At 49.2% G+C, this 22,132-nt stretch carries 22 protein-coding genes and 1 pseudogene; 11 read left to right on the plus strand and 12 right to left on the minus strand.

Annotated elements, in window-relative coordinates; genetic code table 11:
- Positions 1-445: 445 nt before the first annotated feature.
- From EKO24_RS10425 to EKO24_RS10435, 3 genes are read right to left on the minus strand one after another with little or no spacing between them, the layout of a single operon-like run.
- Entirely contained in the window at positions 446-2,713 is a 2,268-nt protein-coding gene (locus tag EKO24_RS10425) for an FUSC family protein (protein ID WP_127029731.1), read from the minus strand.
- Positions 2,710-3,906 carry an efflux RND transporter periplasmic adaptor subunit gene (locus EKO24_RS10430; protein ID WP_241674460.1) on the minus strand — a complete coding sequence of 399 codons (1,197 nt, stop codon included), beginning with the start codon at positions 3,904-3,906 and terminating at the stop codon, positions 2,710-2,712. The genes EKO24_RS10425 and EKO24_RS10430 overlap by 4 nt, the downstream gene beginning before the upstream one ends.
- Positions 3,907-4,176: a YtcA family lipoprotein gene (locus EKO24_RS10435; RefSeq protein WP_127029729.1), complete on the minus strand. Its 270-nt coding sequence runs from the start codon at positions 4,174-4,176 to the stop codon at positions 3,907-3,909.
- Between the two features lie 334 nt (positions 4,177-4,510).
- Between EKO24_RS10435 and EKO24_RS10440 the strand changes: the two genes are divergently transcribed.
- Positions 4,511-5,989 (plus strand): TolC family protein, encoded by a 1,479-nt coding sequence (locus tag EKO24_RS10440; protein ID WP_241674462.1) that lies wholly within the window; start codon positions 4,511-4,513, stop codon positions 5,987-5,989.
- 130 nt (positions 5,990-6,119) lie between these two features.
- On the opposite strand, the gene ftsH is transcribed toward EKO24_RS10440, so the two are convergent.
- From ftsH to EKO24_RS10455, 3 genes are read right to left on the minus strand one after another with little or no spacing between them, the layout of a single operon-like run.
- Positions 6,120-8,030 (minus strand): ATP-dependent zinc metalloprotease FtsH, encoded by a 1,911-nt coding sequence (gene ftsH / locus EKO24_RS10445; RefSeq protein WP_127029728.1) that lies wholly within the window; start codon positions 8,028-8,030, stop codon positions 6,120-6,122.
- Entirely contained in the window at positions 7,960-8,325 is a 366-nt protein-coding gene (locus tag EKO24_RS23465; RefSeq protein WP_338324005.1) for an SPFH domain-containing protein, read from the minus strand. The genes ftsH and EKO24_RS23465 overlap by 71 nt, the downstream gene beginning before the upstream one ends.
- Positions 8,326-8,375: 50 nt before the next feature.
- On the minus strand, positions 8,376-8,765 hold the full coding sequence (locus tag EKO24_RS10455; protein WP_127029727.1) for a hypothetical protein: 390 nt from the start codon (positions 8,763-8,765) through the stop codon (positions 8,376-8,378).
- A gap of 402 nt (positions 8,766-9,167) precedes the next feature.
- Here EKO24_RS10455 and EKO24_RS10460 point away from each other — a divergent pair, with 402 nt between their 5' ends.
- From EKO24_RS10460 to EKO24_RS10475, 4 genes and pseudogenes are all read left to right on the plus strand, one after another.
- Entirely contained in the window at positions 9,168-9,692 is a 525-nt protein-coding gene (locus EKO24_RS10460; protein ID WP_127029726.1) for a MarR family winged helix-turn-helix transcriptional regulator, read from the plus strand.
- Positions 9,693-10,161: 469 nt separating this feature from the next.
- Complete coding sequence (locus tag EKO24_RS10465) at positions 10,162-10,422, plus strand: hypothetical protein (RefSeq protein WP_196240014.1); 261 nt, start codon at positions 10,162-10,164, stop codon at positions 10,420-10,422.
- An 8-nt stretch (positions 10,423-10,430) separates the two neighbouring features.
- Positions 10,431-11,030, plus strand: a complete 600-nt coding sequence (locus tag EKO24_RS10470; protein WP_241674461.1) for a phosphoribosylformylglycinamidine synthase subunit PurQ — start codon at positions 10,431-10,433, stop codon at positions 11,028-11,030.
- 362 nt (positions 11,031-11,392) lie between these two features.
- Positions 11,393-11,605, plus strand: a pseudogene (locus EKO24_RS10475) (IS3 family transposase); the annotation flags it as partial.
- A gap of 137 nt (positions 11,606-11,742) precedes the next feature.
- Here EKO24_RS10475 and EKO24_RS10480 read toward each other — a convergent pair.
- From EKO24_RS10480 to EKO24_RS10505, 6 genes are all read right to left on the minus strand, one after another.
- The gene (locus tag EKO24_RS10480) at positions 11,743-12,921 is read right to left on the minus strand and encodes a BaiN/RdsA family NAD(P)/FAD-dependent oxidoreductase (RefSeq protein WP_127029724.1); all 1,179 of its coding nucleotides are present in this window, start codon (positions 12,919-12,921) and stop codon (positions 11,743-11,745) included.
- A 146-nt stretch (positions 12,922-13,067) separates the two neighbouring features.
- Positions 13,068-13,421 (minus strand): hypothetical protein, encoded by a 354-nt coding sequence (locus tag EKO24_RS10485; protein WP_127029723.1) that lies wholly within the window; start codon positions 13,419-13,421, stop codon positions 13,068-13,070.
- A gap of 18 nt (positions 13,422-13,439) precedes the next feature.
- Positions 13,440-16,232: an Hsp70 family protein gene (locus EKO24_RS10490; protein ID WP_127029722.1), complete on the minus strand. Its 2,793-nt coding sequence runs from the start codon at positions 16,230-16,232 to the stop codon at positions 13,440-13,442.
- Positions 16,233-16,255: 23 nt separating this feature from the next.
- The gene (locus tag EKO24_RS10495) at positions 16,256-16,552 is read right to left on the minus strand and encodes a type II toxin-antitoxin system RelE/ParE family toxin (protein ID WP_127029721.1); all 297 of its coding nucleotides are present in this window, start codon (positions 16,550-16,552) and stop codon (positions 16,256-16,258) included.
- Positions 16,537-16,725: a hypothetical protein gene (locus EKO24_RS10500; RefSeq protein WP_127029720.1), complete on the minus strand. Its 189-nt coding sequence runs from the start codon at positions 16,723-16,725 to the stop codon at positions 16,537-16,539. Before EKO24_RS10500 ends, EKO24_RS10495 begins: the two co-directional genes overlap by 16 nt.
- 412 nt (positions 16,726-17,137) lie before the next feature.
- A complete protein-coding gene (locus EKO24_RS10505; RefSeq protein WP_127029719.1) occupies positions 17,138-17,389 on the minus strand; it encodes a hypothetical protein in 252 nt (83 codons plus the stop codon).
- 34 nt (positions 17,390-17,423) lie between these two features.
- Between EKO24_RS10505 and EKO24_RS10510 the strand changes: the two genes are divergently transcribed.
- From EKO24_RS10510 to EKO24_RS10535, 6 genes are all read left to right on the plus strand, one after another.
- Positions 17,424-18,119 carry a hypothetical protein gene (locus EKO24_RS10510; protein ID WP_127029718.1) on the plus strand — a complete coding sequence of 232 codons (696 nt, stop codon included), beginning with the start codon at positions 17,424-17,426 and terminating at the stop codon, positions 18,117-18,119.
- A 123-nt stretch (positions 18,120-18,242) separates the two neighbouring features.
- Positions 18,243-18,917 carry a hypothetical protein gene (locus tag EKO24_RS10515; RefSeq protein WP_127029717.1) on the plus strand — a complete coding sequence of 225 codons (675 nt, stop codon included), beginning with the start codon at positions 18,243-18,245 and terminating at the stop codon, positions 18,915-18,917.
- A gap of 56 nt (positions 18,918-18,973) precedes the next feature.
- Positions 18,974-19,606, plus strand: coding sequence for a glycoside hydrolase family 25 protein (locus tag EKO24_RS10520; RefSeq protein ID WP_127029716.1), 633 nt, complete (start codon positions 18,974-18,976; stop codon positions 19,604-19,606).
- Between the two features lie 160 nt (positions 19,607-19,766).
- Positions 19,767-21,029 carry an extracellular solute-binding protein gene (locus tag EKO24_RS10525; protein ID WP_127029715.1) on the plus strand — a complete coding sequence of 421 codons (1,263 nt, stop codon included), beginning with the start codon at positions 19,767-19,769 and terminating at the stop codon, positions 21,027-21,029.
- Positions 21,030-21,171: 142 nt separating this feature from the next.
- Positions 21,172-21,786: a hypothetical protein gene (locus EKO24_RS10530; protein ID WP_127029714.1), complete on the plus strand. Its 615-nt coding sequence runs from the start codon at positions 21,172-21,174 to the stop codon at positions 21,784-21,786.
- A gap of 74 nt (positions 21,787-21,860) precedes the next feature.
- Entirely contained in the window at positions 21,861-22,073 is a 213-nt protein-coding gene (locus EKO24_RS10535) for a hypothetical protein (protein WP_127029713.1), read from the plus strand.
- Positions 22,074-22,132: the final 59 nt, after the last annotated feature.

Genomic DNA, 22,132 nt, shown 5'->3' on the forward strand with positions numbered 1-22,132 from the left:
AGCTTTTGGAAGTGATGAATGCCGCAATCGACCCAAACCGGCCTTTCAGAGCCCTAATTCGACTGGCAGGTTGATGTCACATAGCTGACTGCTATCTTGATAAAAACAAACCGTGTATCAGCTGATGTCGGAATGCATACAGAAACCATATAATCACTTATTAGCCCACAGCACACGGACCACAATGAAGACCATCGATAAAGCTAAGGCTGCAATTTCGCGTAGCCGATCAAAATATACAGTTTATGGCTTTAGCAGGATTCTTTGTCTGTAGGATAGGCATTATCTGCATTTGGTTAAACTTTGCGACAGAACCTTAGATGCCCTTTTTTTACTGGGCTACTTCGCCTGCATTACCGTGCATTTTTTGGATGAATGCCAGAAATTTTTAAGTTAGTTAGCCAGAAGTGTTTTGCCAACAAAAGACTGCGTAACACCAGAGTTACTAATCAATAGTAGAGCCGGCTTTCAGGCGATATGAAATAGAATTTACGGCCATTCGTTGGATTTGCTCTATCAGTTCCATGATTTGCTGATCCAGCATGAATCGCAGTTCCCATTCCATTGCCAGATCGTCAGGCAAGCTGTCGATGCGATGGTGTTCGGTGTAGCTTTGTTTCAGTTGCGCGTGGATGTCGGCAACCTCAGTCAGGGCCTCCTGTTGCTGTCCTTGCAACACTAGCGCTGCATTCTCCAAAGCGCTTGTCAGTGCAGCATCAAAAGTTCGGCTATGTTCTTGTAGCTCATCAGGAAAGCTGCTGAATTGTTGGCCGCTTAGCAATCGATAGCGTCGCCGAATCTGCAGCAAGCCGGACAAGTTGCCTGCGGCTTCAATAACCGCACGCAGCGCCGTTCTTTCATTGGCTTTGTAGGTCAATCTTGCATCCGGTTCCAGTACCGCGTGAATCACCAAATCCTGTGCAGCAGCCAGATCTTTTTCTGCCGACAAGCGCAATGGCAACGTATGCTTGAGCATCAGGCTCAGATCCGGCAGCCGAGTTGTGAACTTGGTGAGTGTACGCAATGCCGCTACGCTATGGTGACGAGCAAGCACAATCGATCGCCGAGGCCATAGCGCATAGTCGAGTACTCCCATCACGCCGATGCCCAGCAAAATACCGATAACACGGTCACTCGGCACAGAGAGATCGGTCACCTGCCCGAAATCGTGTAATACAAAAGTCGCGAATGAAAACCCGAGTTGCCTGCCCATGTAGGCGATACGCTCACTACCGGAGGAAATCCAGGCGGCAATGGCCCAGATCGGGGCCGTTGCAAGCACAAAGCCGACGATGGTGTCAAGCTGGGACTGGAATACCAGTACATAAAAATAGGCGCATAGCCCGCCCAGAATCGCGCCCGACACACGCAATATCGATAGCCGGTAGTCGGCGCCGAGACTGGTTTGGGCCGCGACCAAACAGGTTGGTATGGCGGTATTGATATCCGGCCAGCCCAAGCTTTCCACAATCAGCATGCAGAGTATGGCGCCTAGGGAAAATTTAATTCCGAATTGCAGGCTGTCAGCATGTGTCGCCCAGAATTCATAGCCAAACCAGGCTGGAAACCAGCCATCTGCTTCATTGCTGTCGATTTCGGCCTCTGTGATTTTAACTTCAGGCGCTGCTGCTGGGTTATGCAAGTCATGCATCAAAACGGCGATACGTTGTTGCGCCCGCCAAATGGCGGTTAACAGCGAAGGGTTGGTTTGCAATGAATAACTGTGCAGGACTTCATCGGTCAGCAGCACCTCTATTTGCCCGGAAACATCGCGGGACTCTTCTATGCCTTGCCGCAGCTTTGCACAGGCGCTTTGCAGCGCTAGATAGACATCTAATTTTTCCTGAGTCATTGCTTGAGCGCGATACTCTGCCGTCAATACCTGATCCAGCCAAATGGCCATCTGCCGTAAACCGTCGATTTCCAGCAGCAGCGCCAGATAAGTATCATGCTGTTTACGCATGGACGGATGTACCAGTTCTGTGTTTGCCAGCAAACACAGTGTTTTGCCGAAGCTGCCGGCGCTGAAAAGTTTCGAGGCTACCTGCTTATGGATAGCCACGCCGCCGTCAGCCAGACGTGCTGTAAAAATGGTTTCCACTGCTGCCAGTTGTGCAGCAATACTCGCCTTCAGTTGGTTGCGCGGGTCTTGCGGTTTGATGGCCCAGTGCACCACAGTCCATGAGCCGATAGCCAGTACGCCAATGATCGGGATATTCCATAAAGCATTGTAGATAGCTTGCTCGGGAGTACTCGGGCTATACAGCACAGCCACCGAATACCATAGGGCGATCCCGGTAGGCCACGCGATCAGACGGGCATGAAACAGGGCGACAGCCATTATTAACAAAGACAAGGGTAGCAGCAGCCAGGCATCATTGCCGGCAAACATAAGCGTAAACACCGACACCAAGGTGGTGACGATGATATACCCTAGCTGGCGCATCCCAAACGCCAATGCTTGACCGGAATTAGCATACGCATCGTAACTCAAGCATATCAAAAGTGCGATCGCCCCTAATGGCGGCACATGCAGGGTTTGGCTGACCAGGGAGATGATGAGTGCGACGATAAACAGGCGGAATGCCGCTACGCGACGGCCTGGAGAATCTTTCAACTCAACTTTAAGAAATTGTGCCAGGCTGGTTCCAAACCAAAGTTTACTTCGGCTATTGTGCGGAACCGAAGTGTGCTGAGTGTCGCCGTTATTCATTGCGGAATCTGGGCTTTGCCGGCTCCCTTCTCACTGGCTGGAAAAACTCCCGGAATATCGGCAGGGCGATCCAGAACGGTGACAAAAGCGGTCATGCCCATGCGTAGCGGATGCTCGGGGTCGCGTTCGTGTATTTCGATCCGCACCGGGAAGCGGGATGCCAGGATGACCCAGTTTAGGGTGCGCTGAACCTCAGGCAGAACCCCTTGCTGCTTGGTATTATCGGGATAATTGGCCCAACCGATACCGGTCACCACACCTTGGTAGCGTTTTCCAGGATAACCAACCAGAAATACTTCGGCTTCCTGGCCGGGTTTGATGGATTGTAGATAAGTTTCTTTGAAGTTAGCTATGGCATACCAGTGGCGGTCATCGACCAGGGCGAACATTTGCGTTCCGATTCTGGCGTATTCGCCTTCGCGGGTGTTCAGGTTGGTAACATAGGCGTCGAAAGGCGCAAGCACCGAACAGTATTCCACATCCAGTTCGGCGGCGGCAACCACGGCTCTGGCCGCTTCGATGCGGGCATTGACGTTGCCGACCTGGGCAATCAACGATACGGCGCGGCGGCTGTCGCTTTTGGCTTCTTCTATCGCGCTCCGTGCCGAAAGCTCCTTGGCCCTGGCATCTGCCAGCTCAGCGCGCGATGCGGCGTACTTGGAACGGGCCTGCTTGAGCTGGTCTGCCGTTACGTACTGTTTCTCCGCCAATGGCTTAAGTTGTTCCAGATAGCTATGCAGATACTCATCCTCAGCCTCAATCCTGTTGACTTCAGCCTCAGCGGCGGCCCGTTGGTGTTCCAGTCGCTCGATGGCCAGTTCGGCTGAACCACTGGAGGCACGCCGTGAATCCACCTCTTTTTCCGCCACCAGCAATTCCGCCCTGGCTTGGGCCAGTTTGGCCTGATAAGGGCGCGGATCGATCATATACAGCAGATCGCCCTGTTTGACGTACTGATTGTCTTCGACATGCAATTCCACGATACGGCCGCTTACTTGGGGTGCGATACCGACGATATTGGCCCGCACCATCGCATCGTTGGTGCGGGGATGCTGATAGTTTATGCGCCAGACCAACGTTCCGGTTACCAGTGCTCCCAGCACGATTAGTGTACCGATGATACGTCCTAGTTTCATCCGGTGTTTAAGGTTTACAAAGTGATCGTTGTTTTCCATGATGGACGGCATCCGCATTTACGTCGAGTAAAATAACAACCAGATAACAAAGGTGCATAACGCCCACAGGCTCGGCACGATCAACAGTGGCGGCCCGAGATACGGCGCCAGCCTTTGTCGCACCAATTGCCACATCAGCACCATGCTTGCCATCAGTCCGGCAAGAATACAGATAATCCAGGCAGGCCAGAACGAGCCCTCAATACTCAGCATCGGGTCGCAAGCCGTCAAAAAAACCGCAAAAATAATCGGAAAAGCCGTTTTTCGTAATCTCGTCATGAAGATCATAATTTGCGCCTGAGCGGAGAAACTGAACTTAAATAATTTTCGTAAGGCCATTGGATTTATTTTAGGCGGCGTTTTTTTAATATTGATCAGGTCCTTAAGATATAAATCTTTAAGTTGTAAAACTTAAAGGCATTAACTAAAGTTTATCTGATCTGGATTCTGGTATTTGAATCCCCTATTGTCAACTAACTCTTCAATTTTCCGAAAATAGGGATATTCTGTAACTAAATTGACGTTTGAATGAGGTGTTTTGAGTTTGCAAAAGTTGCGGCGCAACAAGTGCGATAACTTGTTAACATTGTTGTCATGTCTGCCGCGAGGTGTCAGTCTCTTGGTGATACCCGCAGCGATGGCATTGACAGCCTGCATGCCGCCGAGCGCGGTGCAGCTTGATGAACCCTATGCGGCGGCCCCGACCGACCATGCTGTTTATTGGCATGATTACCAGACCACAACCGGCAAACAGCAAACTCCCATATCCACCCGTTCGCGTGAAGAAAGCCAGATCGATACCAAGCAGACCTACGATCTACCTGCGCTAGTCGACCTGGCCTTGCATGCCAACCCGGAAACCAGGGTTAGCTGGGAGGAGGCGAAAGCCGCCGCTGCTCGGCTCGAAAGGAATCGCAGCGCCTGGTATCCGACGCTGACGGCTATGGCGTTCGGGCAATATTTCAAAACCAGCTTCCCGATCCCTGGAGGCGCATTGGTTAGCACAGGTTATTCCTCGTTTGGCAGTCTGGATTTGGCATGGACACTGTTAGATTTCGGACGCCGGGAGGCCTTGGTCGATGCGGGAGCACAGCGTTTGAGCGCCGCTAATTTTGCCTTCAACCGCAAGCATCAGGAAATCGCCTATCGGGTTGCAACCAGTTTTTTTGCCTATCAGGCTGCTCTGGCCAAGGTGACGGCGGCGCAGCAAACATTTGAGTCCGCAAGGGCCAGCTCTGCTTCTGTCCAGGCGAAACTCGACAAAGGTTTTGCGACACGGCCGGATTTGTTGCTGGCGATTCAGGAGCAGGCGAAAGCCAGTTATGACCTGCAAGATGCACGCAGCTCGGTGATTCAGGAACATGCCGATCTGACTTCAAGCCTGGGTATTTCGCCTTCTTATTCGCTGCAACTGATAGACTTAAGCAAGCTGCCTTTGCCGGCAGGGCTGGTACAGTCGGTCGAAAAAATTGTCGATCAGGCATTGGAGCAACGTCCCGATCTGATGGCGCGGCTTGCGGAATTGCGTGCACGCGAAGCGGAAGTGAAGAAGGCTAGGGCCGAATTCTGGCCCAAGTTTTCGCTGGAAGGCAGGCTTGGCAATCAATACTGGGGAAATGTGCACACAACACCACCCGGTAATGAGAGTTACTCGGCAAGTAATGGGGTCGGTACAGCGATGCTGACTATGGAATGGACCTTGTTCGATGGCTTTGATCGCAGCAATGCCGTGCATGAAGCAGAGGCCAGGAAAGAGGCTTCCAAGGCTCAACTTGAGGCCTTGCGTCTGGAAATTATGCGTGATATCTGGAAAGCCTATGCCGACACCAAAACCTCGTTGGAAAAACGCGAGTTTGCGTTAGCGTTGTTGAAAGCTGCCGAAGAATCTTATGCCGCCACACAGGAATCTTATACCCACGGCTTTTCCACGGTGATTGAGCTGCTGTCCGCGCAAAAGGATTTGGCGCGTGCCCGTTATACCGAAATCGACAGTCGCTCCACCTTGCTACGATCCGCAGCAACCCTGGTTTACGCTTCCGGAGGGCAAAGCCGGGGAGATTTGAATACGGATAGCGAAGCGTTTGGCCGCAGTCTTCCATAGCGAGAGGTTCTGTCGCAAAATTTGTAAAACCGAAAGATAATTCATTTTGAGACCATTAACCCAGTGCTCTGCCTCAAGTAGATTAATAAAAATATCTCACCTTTGGGTAACGATTGGCCTAATTCTGAGCTCAGGACAAAACCAGCGGCCCGCTGCCTGGTTTCTGATGTTCAAGCTCACTGCCGCTCAATGCATGTTCATCTGCATATTCATCCTCACCGTCGACCGGTGGCTCGATTTCGAGTTCGGGAGGCGCAATCATCCGCCCCTGCATCAGTTCATCAATCTGATATTTATCCAGGGTTTCCCAGTCCAACAAGGCATGGGCCATGTTGTGCAGGATGTCGATATGTTCTTTGAGAATGGTTTCGGCGCGCAGATAATTACTGTCCACCATCAGCCGGATTTCCTTGTCGATGAGCCGCGCCATCTGTTCTGACATCGGCTTGGATTGCAGTCCCATGTAGCCGCCTTCGCTGTCGCCGTAGTCCATCGGCCCGAGACGGTCAGACAGGCCCCATTTGGTAACCATGTTGCGGGCCAAGTGGGTGGCGCGCTGGATGTCGTTTGAAGCGCCGGTTGTGACCTTGTTTTTGCCGTAGATCAACGCTTCCGCAACCCGACCGCCAAACAGGCTGGCGATCTGGCCTTCCAGTTTGTCCTTGCTAGCGCTGTACTGGTCGCGTTCCGGCAGAAACATGGTAATGCCTAGTGCGCCGCCGCGCGGCATGATGCTGATTTTGTAGACTGGGTCATGCTCCGGCACCAGACGGCCGACAATGGCGTGACCTGCTTCGTGGTAGGCGGTCATCAGCAGATCTTCACGGCTCATGATCATCGTACGCTTTTCAGCGCCCATAATCGTTTTATCGCGGGCCTTGTCGAGATCGTTCATCGTCACCACCCGCTTGTTATTGCGGGCGGCGAATAATGCGCCTTCGTTGATCAAGTTGGCCAGCTCGGCGCCGGAAAAACCGGGGGTGCCGCGCGCCAGATCGTTGATATTGACATCGTCGGCCAGAGGAACCTTGTCGGCGTGAACCTTTAAGATCTGCTCGCGGCCCTTGATATCGGGCAGACCGACCTGCACTTGCCGGTCGAAACGGCCCGGTCTGAGCAGCGCCTTGTCCAACACGTCGGCGCGGTTGGTGGCGGCGATTACGATGATGCCTTCGTTGCCGCTGAAGCCGTCCATTTCCACCAGCAGCTGGTTCAGGGTTTGTTCGCGCTCTTCCGCGCCTCCCATATTGCCGGCGCCGCGTTGGCGGCCTACCGCGTCGATTTCGTCGATAAAGATGATGCAGGGCGCGCGCTTCTTGGCTTGTTCAAACATGTCGCGCACCCTGGAGGCGCCGACGCCGACGAACATTTCCACGAAATCCGAACCGGAGATCGAGAAGAACGGCACCTCGGCTTCACCGGCAATAGCACGGGCCAACAGGGTTTTACCGGTACCCGGAGGGCCGACCATCAGCACGCCACTCGGAATTTTGCCGCCCAGCACTTCGTATTTACCGGGGTCTTTAAGGAAGTCGACCATTTCCATCACGTCTTCTTTGGCTTCCTCGACACCGGCCACATCCTTGAAACGCACCTTGACCTGATCTTCGGCCATCAGTTTGGCGCGGCTTTTACCAAAGGTGTTTTGACCGCCGCCCTGTTGCAGCTTACGCATGAAATAGACCATTACCGCGATCAGCAGCAAGGTCGGCGCCCACGATTCAAAAAGCTGCATGAAAGTAGACGGTATCTGCGGCTTCTGGCCCTTGATTTTGACGTCATGCTCCAAAAGCTCGTCTATTATGCGGACATCGTTAGGATTGTAGGTGGAAAAAACAGTGCCGTTGTGACGGCGACCATCGACATATTTGCCGTCGATTATCACTTCTGTAACCGCATTGTTACGCACCGCCTCGATAAATTCCGAATAGGGAATCTCGTTTTGCTGATTGTATGCAGAAGAAGCGGGATTAAACACCGCAAACATCGTAATGCCGATCACAACCAGTATGAACAACAGCGGGATTAATAATTTTTTCATGGGGTGTCGCCTCCCAAGGCAAAGGGCAAAGATACCCTGATTTGATGTTTGGGTTTTTTCGCCTTTCAAAACGGAGGTTGGCCTCGTATTCGTGGCCACCGACCGTGGTATAAAAAAGCCCCACATCACCGATTCGCCACTTGGCGAACGAGTCTACAATCACGTTCCTCTTCTCGGAGGTAAGAAAACGCTCGGACTTGGTGTCCAAGGTCAGCACACGCGCATCAAATGTACTGACTTTATTGATGATGAGAGTCTTAAAATGGCGTCTCGCTGTAAAGTCGCAGGCAACCATTTCCCCGAGACGAAACAGGATGACTTTACGGCCACCCTGTTTTAGAGCAGTTAGTGGTTAGCCGCGTAGAGCTGTTTGATTTCTTTATACCGGTTTAAAGCATCAGCCAAAGACTCTTTCGCCGCTTGCTGCTCATTATTCGACAAAGCCGTGCGCGCTTGCTTCAACACATTGCTGGCCTGGTTGCGTTTTAAATCCAGCACGTTATTGGCAATGTCTTTTTGCAATTGGCGGGCATCGGTGACCATATCGATGACCGCTTCGTTGTTCGCTCCATTGTCCAGAGCGGCTTTAGCCTCTTCTACTTTCGCAAGCGTATTGTCGATAGCCGCCTTCACGTCCTCATAGGATGGATTCACCACAGCTGAAGCGGTAAATGACATTGCTGCCATAGATACGGCCATGACAGAAGAAACTAGGATTTTGTTGAATGTGTTCATGGGATAAACCTCACAGTTGATAAATAAAGCATTGCTACGTAACGATTAAAATGAGCTTTTGGTTAAGAAAGATTCAAGTAATCGCTACGGTGGGTAAAGCATAACACGCTTAGTCCTAATTAGTACAATTATTTGTTCTAACGCGAACTATTTTTTTATTGGCCCTGCTTTTTACCCTGAGTTTCCATTGACGCTTATAAAATTACCGCCAATGTATCAATTAGTTATACCGCTTTCAGACATTTCTGTTCGCACGCTTGATGGGCTGGTGACTCCGTTCGATTTGAGCTGCAGGGTCGGCAAGTCGTGCTGGAAAACAAGTAATACACCTTAAAAGCTTGAGGATAGTCTTGATTAGGATTACTATTTTGTTCTAATTAGAACCAAATAGGTGTAAGCATCATGTCTCCTCCCTTCGCACTTCCTGCCGTACTACATGAGTTAGTACGCACACATCAGACTTTTTTAACTTATGCGGCCATCCATACGCACACTCTGGATCTGACGCTGCCCCAATTTGATATTATTCTGACCTTGGGCAATGCGTTAGATATGACCTTCAAGAGACTGGGCGAGAAAACCTTAATTACTAAAGGCACGTTAACCGGCATTATCAATCGTCTGGAAGATAAAGGGCTGGTTCAGCGGGTTGCCTCGAAAACGGACAGCCGCTGTCAGATTTTGCGACTAACGTCGGCGGGAACGGTCTTATTCGAACACGCTGTTCCCGAGCATCTGGACTATGTTCACCGAATATTTAAGGGGTATTCCCCGGAAGACATCGCGACGCTGGAAGCCGCTCTGCTGCGGTTGCGTAAGTCGGTCGTTGCCGGAAGCTGCGTTGGCAGCGGAAAGCTTGTTGATGGAGTGGATGGCTGGTGCGACAAAGTTAAAGATGTCTGTAAAAATTATCAAGGTAGTCTGTAAATCAACGTCAAATATTTTCAAGCTATCAACATTGACGAAGTCTAGCCCCATCGTCGCGCGGCTGTTTTCAAAGGCTCTTCAAGCATTCCAGTTGTCCGTTAGTACTCGCCTACTTTGAGACATTCGGATATGGATATAAGCTTCCCTATATTGGTTATTGGCAAAGTAAGTAGCACTATCGACCCAAATCGGCTCAGCCAAATGTGAGCTAATGTAGGACATTTCTAAATTGCGTTACAAACCGGCTTCGGATAAGTGATAGGCTTAGATCAGTTCAAAATCACGATATTTCGTTATTTGACTATATATAGTAAGCATGTCTGACTGTAATTTTGCGTTTTCAAGCCTCCACAATATTCAATTCAATGATTTTATTGGTGTTAATTGATATAGCTTAGTATTGGCATGAGGCTTGCTGTTGCCAGAGTAATACCTGTTATTGCGACTCCGAGGAGACGCCTACAAAGCCATGATAACCGATAAAAATGTCCGACCCTCCTATACAACGTTAACCCATGGCAGTCTTAGTGCGCAGGTTGGCAAGCGCACGCTGACTGGCGTGAAGTTTTTCTTTATTAACTTCAGCCTGCTGTTGGACAACATCCTGGTGTTGCTCAATTTTGGAGCATTTGCCTCCGTAAGTCTGCCTACCACTGGTGATCTGGGAATAAGCCCCAGTCACGCCAGCCGGATCGCATCCATTCGAATAGCGATAATGGTTTCCAGATGATGTTGGGGTTGAAAGAAATCATTCCCAATGCCGAACATTGGTCGCGCTTTGTACGCAACAACTCGGAACAGGTTGAAGTCAGGCTGGCTAAGGTTGAAGTGCAAAAATCACCATCCATAATGTTTGTAGGTATGGAAGCCTCCAAAATACCAGTCGTCATTACCCAAGGCGAAAGAATGATGTCACCGATCTATCGAGATATTCTTATCGCATCGATCCTGACCGTCATCTTTACCACCGTACCCGATGTGATATTCGGGTTATTGATTGAATTCGGTCATCTTTTGTTTGAGTTTTTTCATACCTTGTTTGAGGTAATTGAGTCTGCTCTTGATCACCTCATCGAACACTTTTTTCATACCGAACGCCGTCAAACTCAGATCATTGTATTTTATATAATGATATCTGTTGTACTCTACACGTTCTATCGGCTGTGTCGTGTACTGCCTCGTTTATTTCACTATGTCAAAGATAGTCTGCTTGCCCTCTGGGAAGGAGAAAAAACAAGCATTTCTCTTTATTGGGAAACGCTGTCTTTATTCGACAAAATCAAACTTGTTGCAATCTGTGTCGCGGGTATCACCTGCTACGTTTTATTTGGTTTTTAACTGCTGGCAGAGGTCTTTGTTTGCAAAACGGCTTTCAAATTTTCCATGCTATTTTGCACCTAACCTAAAGATAGCTCCCCACGAGTGATGAATGACTGGATTTGGCGTGAACCAGCCATTCCAGAGCACACCTCGACCGGCAGAAAATGGCCGAATCAAGACGATTGATCGTATTTAGCTGGAAAACGGCTTCCAATATTTTCCAGACAAAAATATAGACTCTAATAATGGCAATAGCATAGTGATTGATAGCTGGGAAGTTAAAAACGCTCTTTTGTCGTAAAGCTGGGAAGTTAAAAACGCTCTTTTGTCGTAAAGCTGGCAAAATTGAGACGCCGTTTTCCCTTCGGTTGACTCGACCCGTCATGGAACGGTTCTTTCTCAACCTGAAAATGGAGCGTGTCTGGCGGCGAGAGTATGCGAATCATCAGGAGGCTATCAACGATGTGACTGACTACATCGTTGGCTTCTATAACAGCCAACGCTTACATTCCACATTGGGCTATCGGCCTCCCAATGACTATGAACGGGAAATGGCCGCAGAACAACCTATCTTGGTGTCCGAAAAAACTTGACCACTACACTCAATCTTGTCTAACATTGAGATAATATCTAATCTAACAATTATTTGTATTCAAACTTTATTATTCCACGATAGATTTAGTGTTCAATATTTATTGTCTTTATTCAAACTTTATTATACCTACACAGCTCAGCAATATTGTCCCGCACACCAGGCTGACGACCATGCCCACTGAAAATTGTAACCGCCCAGCCAACCGGTTACATCCAGCACTTCACCGATAAAATAAAGCCCAGCTATCTGTTTACTCTCCATGGTTTTAGAAGAAACTGCGTCGCAGTCGACGCCGCCGGAAGTAACTTCTGCTGTGCGATAACCTTCGGTACCGTTAGGTTTGATCGCCCACCTGTTTATACGGTCCGCAACCTGTTGGATCTGCTTATCCGATAAATCCTGCAGCGACCTATCCAACACCTCTTCCGGCACAAAAACACCAATCAACCGCTTCGGCAGATAACTTTCCAAAATTGTTCTTAGCTTGTTTCTAAGCTTTTGGCGGCGCTTGGATTTTAACTCCGCGTCCAAATCTATTTGCGGCAGCAAGTTAATCTCGATCGTCTCTCCGGCGCGCCAATACGATGAAATCTGCAAGATCGCAGGGCCGCTTAAGCCTCGATGCGTAAACAACACATTCTCGCTGAAACTCTGCCTGCTATTGCTGACCCGACAAGGCACGGCAATGCCCGATAAGGCCGAGAACTTTTCTTTATCTTCCGGCTGCAACGTAAACGGCACCAAACCCGCTCGGGTAGGCAAAACATTAATGCCGAATTGCTCGGCAAGCTTATAGCCCAACGGCGTCGCGCCCATTTTGGGTATCGACAAGCCTCCTGTCGCGACCACTAACGACTGACCGGTAAAAGTGCCGCTGCCGGTTTTAACCTGAAAACGCTCGGCCGAGCGCTCAACTGAATCGATACGGGTCTTCAACTGCACGGATACCCCGGCTTTTTGGCATTCGGCTAACAACATGTCCCGAATATCCTTGGCGCTGTCATTGCAAAACAACTGGCCGTGATCGCGTTCATGAAAAGGAATTTGGTATTGCTCAACCAGTGCCAGAAAATCCCACTGGGTATAACGGCTCAGCGCCGACTTGCAAAAATGCGGATTATTGGAGATATAGTTATTCGGCTCGACGGAATAATTGGTGAAATTGCAACGGCCACCGCCGGACATCAGAATTTTTTTCCCGGCCTTATTCGCATGGTCCATAACCAGCACGCTGCGGCCGCGTTTGCCGGCTTCGATTGCGCACATCAGGCCCGATGCGCCCGCGCCGATGATAATGACATCTGTGTCGGTCATGATTTTTTTTAAATGTTATTATCGGCTAGGGGGTATAATGAACATAGGGAGTCAAACCTTCCAGGTTCTCAAAACCTGGAAGGTTTCCATCGGCATGTCTCAGATAATACTCATGAGCAAATGACTCAGGACAAGCTCGGCCGCTATTATTCCGGCCTGCGCCGATCCAACCGCTGCCTCATCAGCACATACCCGGTCAAAGCTCCCCATGACAACATGTATAGTCCGTGCAACGCGAATTCAAAACTAAAACTGTTAACATCCCTGGTGTAATCCCAGATGTCGTCAGCCAGCGCCAGGATAAAGACCAGAGCAAGCGCATACCTGAGCTTGATTTTATGGGCATAGAAAACCCCGACCCCAAGAATCAGGAAGCCGATAAAAAACCTCAGACCGCTGTGAATCAACATTTCAGGCTCAAACGTATTGAACTTAAACGCCGAATCGACAAAGTACAGCAAGACGATACCTACGATTACAACAGCACTGATTAACCTCATGACGACCTTTTTTAAGTATTAAGCTTCGTTGATAAGTTTTAATCCCGGCGGCAACGCTTCACCGAAAATTTGTTTTTCTTCTTTTTCGTCCAGCTCCCTGAACTGCTCAACCATGTCTATCCAGGATGCAGGCGCTTTACCCAGTTTTAGTTTTTCGATGACTTGCAGACGCATCGCATCATCAATATCCCGCGCCCTGTCGCCGCTCATCCGGGCAATCAGTGTCGCGGCAAAGCCTGCTTGCGGAATTTTCTTCCAATCTATTGCCAACATCTGCTGTAACCACAAACTGACAATATCGGCAGGAATCACATTATGGCTGCTGCCGTGAAACGGCATCCTCGCCCCGATGCGGCCAACGGCCCACCAAGTCTGGCTGGGCTCGCCGGCTTTTTCCAGGCGTTTTAACAGCCATTCGCCAAGCTGGATTTTCTTCGCAACCGGCAGGCGCTCCAAAACAGCGGACAGCCGTACCATGTCGTCGTAACCGCGATTCTTGATTTGCTTGGCGACACCGGGCTGTCTTGCCGCTGCCGGGTTTATAAATTTTGCAATATCGGCAAAAATTCTTTCCTGCGCTTCCGCATTCAAGCCGCCGGCAATCCGCCGCCACAATGTCCACCATTCGGTCCAGTTTTGGGTTTCGTTAACAAACTGGATGCCGTGCGGATAGTTTTTCCCTAACTGCTCGACGCGCCAATCGTCGAGCGGATAACCGAAACCGGGACGTAAACAAAAGCCGGTTAGGCTCAGCCAAACGCGTTCGTGGTTTTCGGAACGGCGCTGGTATTTTGCTCCGTCCAACAAAACGCCGAACATCGCTCTTAACAACGGCGTATTCCATTCGGTACGTGCCGTGCCGGTGAGCTTTTCCAGGTCGGCGCGCAGGTTCTTTACCGCTTTGGGATCGACCTGTTTGGACTTAGCGCCAAAAATCGTCTGTACCTGTTCGGCAATCCGGTCAAAATTGGCCGGCAGTGCCGCGTCCGTCGGCAAAGCAGCTGCTTTTTTCCTGATTTGGAACTCGACATCCCAACGCCGGCTGCTGTCTTCAACAGCAATACACTGAATTTTTAGCGTACCGACTTCGGTTTGGGTCACCGCCAGCTCGACGACAACCTCGGCATTCGGCTTGCTGTCGTCGCCTTCGAATGCCACGGCCAACGGCGGCAGGGAATGGAACAAATCGGTAATTTCTGCCACATCGCCCGGTTTGAAATCGCCGTCGCCGGATAACGAAACCAAGTGGAAACGCACCGGCACGCCTAAGCGCAACGCAAAACGCCGATCTTTCAGGATGACTTCATCGCCTTCTTCGCTGCCTTTGGGCAGGATGCAAATGCCTGTCCTGAGTAAAGTCGAAGGGCCTTGCTGCCTGCTGGAATCGTCGGTATCGACCAACAGAAAATAACTGCGCGCCGAACCGCCGCCGATTTTCAGTTTTTTGTCTTTCCTTGCAATCGCATAGCTGACCGCCCCAAAAGCAACGGACAATTCGGGATGCTTGTTTTCCAACAGGACCGGCGGACTGGAGCGCCATGAGCGGATTAAATCGACGATACGCAGGGTAATCGGCTGGCTGCGAAACACGCCGCCGTTCAACAGCAACGCATCGGGCACAGTACCTTCCCCATGCAAGGCATCACGGGATGCCGCGCTGTGCAGTTTCAAAAATGCCGCAATATGCTTGCTGACCGCGGGTTCCGCCGCATACGGCAAACCGAACTCGACCACGCCGCTACGCTTCCTGTCCGGTAAATCGTCAAGACCCGACAGCGGGAAGAAACCGTCCAACGCAATCTCCCTGACTTCTTCTTTCGTCAATGCAACGGAACGGGAGCTGCCGATCAATTTGGAGCCGCCGCCCAGCAACGTGACGCTGATTTGCTCAGGCGCATCCTCCGCCAGCAAACGTTCTTTAGCAATCCGGCATTGTTCGATCAGTTGCGACAAATCCGCCGCCGACAGGCGTTTTTCACCGGTCGCTAAACGGCTTTCGGCAAGATGGGCTAGCGCCAAGTCGATATTGTCGCCGCCAAGCATTAAATGATCGCCGACGCCGATACGGGTTAATTTAGGTTCCTGTTCACCCTGCTCTACTTTAATCAGCGTCAAATCGGTGGTGCCGCCGCCGACGTCGCAAACCAGCAGCAGATGCACATTCGCCAGTGCTTGTTTGATGGTGCCGCCATGGCGTCTTAGCCAGTCATAGCAAACCGCTTGCGGTTCTTCCAACAGCCTGACGTTATATAAGCCGGCAAGCCTTGCGGCGGCCAGCGTCAGGGATCTGGCCGCCTCGTCGAACGAGGCCGGAACGGTAATCACAATATCCTGCTGTTCCAGCGGCGCATCGGGAAATTTATGCCCCCAAACAGTCCGTATATGCGCTAGATAGCTGGCGCTGGCCGCAATCGGCGAAACCTTGGCGACGTCGTCGCTGCTGCCCCACGGCAAAATGTCCGCGCCATGGTCAACCGACGGGTGAGAAAGCCAGCTTTTGGCGCTGGTCACAAACCGCCCTTTGGTTTTGGCTCCCAAAAGACGCGCGGCTTCGCCAATGACCGCCGCATCCTCTTCCGTTGGCGTTCCGCATGGAAACGAAAGATCGGCCTCGGACAATTCGCCGACGGCAGGATGATAACGTACCGACGGCAACAGCGCTCTTGCCGCGACTTGGCCGGGCGCTACCAGCTGTTCGATCTGGAAAATTTGTATCTGCTGGGAGGCGTCATTGGCGTTGGCATAAGCGACTACGGTATGCGTTGTGCCGAGGTCGATGCCGACTAAATAGTGTGGAACAAGGTTTTTCACGATGATATTACGATTTTATGAGTCTAAACGGTCCAAGACATTATCAATCTTTTTCCGTGGATAACAGCGACAATAAGAATTTTATTACCGCCTATCTGATAAATAAGCCGATAACTGTAAATGAAACGCTCCCTAAGTTCAGTAGTCCCAATCTCAGGAACAATACGCCCAATTAATGGATGCGAAGCAAGGCTTTTGGAAACTTCAAAGACCTTTGCTATAACTGACTGCGCATAAACGCGAGAGTCTTTTGCAATATAATCTGCGACTGATTGCAGATCTTCTATTGCTTCCGGCGACCAGTTTACTTTGTAATCCATTGACCGAATTTCAACTCTACATCATCCTGGCTCAGTGTTCCTTCCAGCTCAGCCCTATCAATACCGCGTCGAATTTTTTCTATCACATACAAGTGATATTGAATATCTTCGTAAGTACTATCTTCCGGCAGTCTTTCCAGTAAAGACTTTACTTCGGTAATTGCTGTATTCATTTTTAGCTCTTCAGTCATTAGGCGACGATTAATCACTTTGTGGTATAACATCAGCCTTTAAAAAAGGATACACGAAATATCTCCGATTTACATCCTCCGCTCTATTGATGGCCGGGTAAACGCGTATAAATCGACTTAAACATCAGGGACACTATCGGATGTTTTGTAGGTAAGCCAAAATGTTTTTGTAACCCGCAGGAAAGTTTTTATCTACTCCCAAACTGTTTTTGCCAATTACAAAATATTTGTTGTCTGTCGCTGAGAGTTTTCTGCAATCCACCAAAAATCTTCTCTACATTCCAAAAAGTTTTTGCGTCCTCCCTGAAAGTTTTTGCGCTTTCCCTAAAAGTTTTTCTGTTCCGCACAACCGAAAAAAAAGGAAAAATGCCTGCAAAACGGCTATTTTCAAGGGTTAGCTAAAACATTTCTGTAAACCCGCAAAAAGATTTTGTGCGCTTACTAAAACTTTTTGGGAACTCACAAAAAGTTTTTTCCCGTGCCCCGCAACGGCTAAAGCAAGTAATAAAGATTTTCGCGCCGGTACTGCAATAAATTGATTGACGGCTAACATAAATAAGGCATAGTCTAAACCCCAGAGTGATAGAGGGATTATTTCCGGCAATCGCACCGATAACATTCGCCTTTTTCCAAACTGTTTCAGCATCGCTAGACAATCCGGCAGGAGTTTCCATTCGATTATGAGTAGCAACAGTTTTTTCCCTAGAACAGAGGCCGGGCAAATTGTCTGGCTCAGCAATTATTCCTCAAAGCTTCCTATCCACGGCTCCGCCTGCGGCATCGACGATGAGGAAATCGCCGGCACCTTAGCGGACATCCGTTATTATGTCTGGCTGCTGCAACATTGGCATCCCGCCGTACAACGCGACGCAAAGGAAGCCACCGCTTTTAAGCAACTGATTATAAACGGTAGCAGCAACGATAAAGTCAACCATCCGCAAGCGTCCACCTTTCCCGATCCGCCGCCGATTCCCGCGCCCGGCATCCAAAAACGCCTATTCAGCCAAATCGTCCGCATCAAGGCCGGCGCCAACTACAACGAGGCTATCGGTCATAACCTAGGCGTCATTGCTGTAGCGAATAACGTGGATCATCCCGTTCCCGAGTTTACGGTTACAGTGGAACTGGGCGCGACCGGTTCGAGGGTGCGTATCGATTTTAAAAAATACGGCCATGACGGCATCTGGATAGAAAGCCGCATCAACGGCGGCGACTGGGCTTTTCTCGCCATCGACACGGTAAAACCCTATCTCGACGAACGGCCCCTGGCGCCCGGCAACACGCATGAAACCCGCGAATACCGGCTGCGCTGGTGGGATAAAAGCGCACCCCATGGGGAGTGGAGCACGGTGCAGCAGGCGGTGTTGGGGAGTTGAGTGATGCCCCCATCGGGCATGCTGTTTATACCCGACATGACTGCTGCCTAACAAATTGCTTCGCAAGCAAGCTTAATCATTAAACGAACTACTAACCAATAACAAATTTATTAAGAGGCATATATGATAACCAAGAAGCTTGAATTGAACAGCAACATTGAATGTGCAGTAAAAATGAGTAGATATTTCTATTCCTGTCTACTTACATTATCCATCTTAGCCGTCTTCATCGTAATGGTTCCTACGGTTAACGCCGAAGAGACAAGCCCGGCCCCAAAAACCGCCACTGCCATATCGGAAAATACCCTTTCTAAAAACAACCATTGGATTGCTCCAAGCGAATGGATGCTCTACTCCGTTCCGATAGTCGTGTTTCTCGGTACGATTATTGGAATCACAAACGTAAGAAAAGCACTTCCAGAAACTTGGTCGCTCGCCGATGCGCTATCGGAAGAAGTCGCAATAAAGCCTGCCACGAAAACCACAACTACTCATGACGCAAATGGGAATCTAGTGACTATCGTCGAGGATGTCCTCGACAAAGATGATAAACCGGTTCTCCTGCCGGAGATGAGAGCCAGCTCTAGTCGTGTCATTGCGTTAATGGGAATGATTGCAATAATGTTCATGTATATAGGGTTTGGAATCTTCGCCTTATATTCTTTTGGTGCAGCTGGCGAGCTGTCCGACGAATTAAAAGGGGTCGTGAGCTATCTCGTTTCCGGTATGACGCTATTTGCGCCATATGCCGTAAACAAATTTGCCTCACAATTCGAGGGACTAACTGGGGCTAAATAGAAGCGTTGGGTTGCATGCTTTTCATAATCTAATCTTATTGCCCAGGAGAATAATCCATGCTAAATGCTGTTATCGACATATCCCATCACAACAACATTTCAAACTTCTCAGAGGTTGCCAAATCAGGAATCATTGGAGTATTTCAAAAAGCTACCCAAGGGTTTACATATAAGGATCCTACTTTTAATACAAACCGAAAGAACATCCATGATGCTGACATTCACTTCGGTGCATATCATTTCGGAACTGCAGGCGACCCTATTGCACAGGCAGAGTTCTTTTTGTCCGTTGCAGGTGATTCCGAACTACTTGTTCTGGACTTTGAGTCCAATCCTCAAGGGCATGACATGTCGTTACTCGAGGCTGAACAATTTGTCCACCACGTATTCACTAAGACTGGGCGCTACCCAGGACTGTACTCTGGTCACACTATCTCGGAGGCTCTCATTACTGCGGGCATTTCCTCTCCAGAAAAAACAGAGCTATCAAAATGCTGGCTTTGGTATGCACGCTACGGTGCCAAACCGCTCGTACCAAAGATTTGGCAAGACTGGACATTCTGGCAATATACAGATGGTGGGGCAGGCGATGAGCCACACCAAGTGCCAGGAATTGGCCGCTGCGACCGGGACTATTTCAATGGTTCAGCAGAAGCATTGCGCAAATTTTGGACCGCTGGCGGCGCCTAATTGGCCATTCAACAAGGACATCAACACGGTAAGACGCAATCTAATCGGGTGGAGATGACGGGCGCAATCCCGTCATCTCTACCCGATCGGAATGCTACGGAATACACCTTATCGAGTTAATTTTGACAAATTCCTTTCACAATAACATTAGGACAAAATCATGCGTACCCTTCCCCCCCAAATTTTCAATTCTCATCGGCTTGATAAATTTCTGATCGCTATGTTCCTTAGCCTTGCTACAGCCTCGGCTGTAGCCGCGCCCAGAACGATCAATGTAGTATTGTTTGGCTATATCCCCGATGCTAACCACGATCAATACGCTGCTCTGATTGCCAAATTAAAAAAACGCTTCGAAGTGGATAACCCGGATATTGCTCTTAATCTCACGATAGACCCAAATATTGATGTTTACGACATGCCGACCTTATCCAATCTGTTGGGCAAAAATCCAGATGCGGCGCAACTAGTTGAGATTGATACGGTTATGCTGGGCAACTTGGTTAAAGAAAAGCTGGTGCAGCCACTCAGTTTTCACCCCACCGACACTGTGACACAAGCATTGGATGCAGCCATGATTAACGAGACTCTGTACTCCGTCCCCACTTACTTATGTAGCAATGTTATTTATTCACCTGCCGACATTGAACAGGTTGAAAACTCGAAAGATTTGGTAAAGATTCTGGCAAAATACCAGATTGACAAGCCTTCACTGATTGGCAATTACAATGGAAGTTGGACTCTGTCCGGTTTCTATACAGACGCTTGGGCTGATACCAATACCAATAGCCCAAAAGAGCTGCCTGCCTCACTTCGACTTCCCCTGCAAGACACCACAGTGCAGAGTCTCAACACAGCAGTCCATTCCTGTGCTGATTCTCACGGGAAAAATCCCTGCTTAGATGGTACTTACAAAGACAACTCTCTGGCTATGGAAGCATTCGCCCGAGGGGAGGCGAATGGGTATGTCGGATATACCGAAAATCTGTTTAACATCCTTTCTGCCCGGCCCCAAGATGCCCCACCGCTGCATGTCATTTCCGCGCCCATGGGCAATGGAGAAAAGCCGGTGATGTATGTGGACGGCTTAGTGTTCAACACCAATTGCACGAGCCAATGTCTAGACGATGCTCAAAATGTGGCAAAATATCTCACCGCCACTGCCACCCGCAACCTCATTGCCTTCAGCCAAGACGCAGGTGCTGGTGCAATACCCCGCTACCTGATGCAAGCAAACACCGATTTCTATACCGTCGAACCTGCCGCCAGTAATCCCTATTACCAAGCCTATTGGCAACAGATTGTCACCAAAGCCGAGCCTGTCCCTAACACAGGTGTCCCTGAAAACAAAGACTCTATCAGCAAAGCTCTGCAAACGGCATTGATTCATGACAATAAAGGCCATAAACGCAATAAAATGCGCTAATTCGTTTAGGCGCTAAACACGGTAAGGCGTATAGCTATAGCGCTTTGCGCCGTATGTTTATCTAATCCCTCGCCTAACTCAACGTCCCAATGGAGCTTCGCGTTAGTCTTATATTTTGAATTTATCGTAAGGAAAGAGAAAAATGCCCGATTCTCATAAAGAACTAGCTAAATCGCTTAACGAAATAATTAGGCTATTAGAAAAGAAAGATAAAAATAGCACTCTCAGAGCTAAGGAGATGCGTCGATCACTTCGAAGCGCATGTAATTCGATTGATCTAATGCTTTCCGATGAGGAGTTGTTTAAACGACTTGTGGCTACCGAAACCGATCACGAAAAAATTGTCACAGAGATCAACATCTTCGATACAGTGTTTATACCTGCTGAGAATACGGCACTAAAAAAAGCAGGATTAAGCTTCAATGCAAAAAAAATCCTGATTAAGCAAACAAGAAATCAATGGAAAGAGACTATTTCATTGTCAGGAGATTATCGACTGAAACTTAAAAGTCATCTAGAAGCAACTAAAGCACTATTAAACAACTCTTTAGAACAACTTGAAAATGCTGAAAAAGCTTTGGATTCAAAGAAAGCAGTACAAAAAGATTGGAGAAGAATTTCTTATCTTGTTGGCGGTGCAGCACTCGTTGCTATAGATGCCTCGCTAGGCGTAGCTCAGCCGGCACTCGCAGGAGTCGCCGCAGTGTCTACATTATTCGGATCGAAAATGGTTGATAACAATCTTCCGGGTAAATAACGGGGGCAGTGTCGTCGATTTTAAATAGCTGGGTTTTAACCTCTCCCCATTGATTATTTGTTAAGGTGATTCTGATGACTCAACAAGAACAGGTAGAAAATCAACCACGGCCTTTAACGGAAGAGCAAAAAGAGCAAGAAGATTATAAAAAGGAAACCAAAGAAAAGATGGCAAAATTTGTTGTTGGTGGAACGGATACCGTTGGAAACATAATAAAAAGGATATTTTCTAAAGGTGATGAGTTTGTTATTTACGATATTAGAAGTTACGCATTGACCGCTGGTTAATATTGTGGATTGAGCTGGTCTTTGCCCGGCATAAAGCCGGTGATGAACGTGGCGATAAC

The sequence above is a fragment of the Candidatus Methylobacter oryzae genome (assembly GCF_003994235.2).
Taxonomy (GTDB): Bacteria; Pseudomonadota; Gammaproteobacteria; order Methylococcales; family Methylomonadaceae; genus Methylobacter_A; species Methylobacter_A oryzae.